The sequence below is a fragment of the Georgenia thermotolerans genome (assembly GCF_009193185.1).
Taxonomy (GTDB): Bacteria; Actinomycetota; Actinomycetes; order Actinomycetales; family Actinomycetaceae; genus Georgenia; species Georgenia thermotolerans.
Window position 1 is genome coordinate 1 of record NZ_VUKF01000114.1, and the last position, 809, is coordinate 809.

General features: G+C 82.2%; 1 protein-coding gene and 1 pseudogene. One reads left to right on the forward strand and one right to left on the reverse strand.

The features are described 5' to 3' along the window. A pseudogene (locus GD970_RS21415) lies at positions 1–226 on the reverse strand (cell filamentation protein Fic); the annotation flags it as partial. A gap of 151 nt (positions 227–377) precedes the next feature. On the opposite strand from GD970_RS21415, the gene GD970_RS21420 reads away from it, so the two are divergent. After that, the coding region (locus tag GD970_RS21420; protein ID WP_226925533.1) for a hypothetical protein at positions 378–809 on the forward strand (432 nt) is incomplete at its 3' end.

Genomic DNA, 809 nt, shown 5'->3' on the forward strand with positions numbered 1-809 from the left:
CGGCGGCGACCTGCCCGCGCAGCCAGGCGGCCTCGACCGGGCCGCCCTCGAGCACCGCCCCGGCGACGGCGGAGCGCACCGCCGTCTCCGCGCGGGCCTCGCGCCAGCGCCGGCGCAGCCCCTCGTGCCAGCGCAGCGCGGCGCTCGCCTCCCGCGCCCGGGCGGCGGCCTCGGGCACGCCGTCGAGCCGGGCGAGGGCCTCGAGGGCGGCGGTGACGTCCGGCATGGCTGCCAGCGTAGGGCGGCGCCGCGGCCGGGCCCGCCCCCGGCTCACACGGGCGCGCCCGGCCGGCTCGCACGGGCCCGTCCCGGCCCGGCTCGCACGGGCACGTCCCGGGCCGCGGGATAAGGTTTTTCCTCCGGCCGGAGGGAGAGATGTGAGCACCGAGGAGCAGGCACCCCCTGCTGGCCCCGTCCCGCCGCGCTCGCGGCTGCGGGCGCACGTCGTCGCCGTCCTGGTCGGCCTGGTGCTCACCCCGTTCGGGCTGCTCACCCTGGCCTACGGCGCCCCGATCGTCGTCACGCCCGGCGCGGCCGGCCCCTCCCCCGCCGCCGGGTGGGGCTGGGTGGTGCTCGGCGTCGTCCTCCTCGCCCTCGTCGCCGCCGCGGCGGCGCTGGCCTCGAGCCTCGCCCTGGTCGTGGCCGGGCTGTGGGCCGCCGTGCCCGGCCTCGCCGGCGGCGCGGTCGCCACGGCGGTGCAGGGGTCCGGCAACCTCGCGCTGCAGTCCGCGCTCGCCCAGCCCGCCGCCACCGGGGCGCTGCTGGCGGTGGGGGCCGCGCTGCTCGGGGCGGCGCTCGCCGCGCACCTG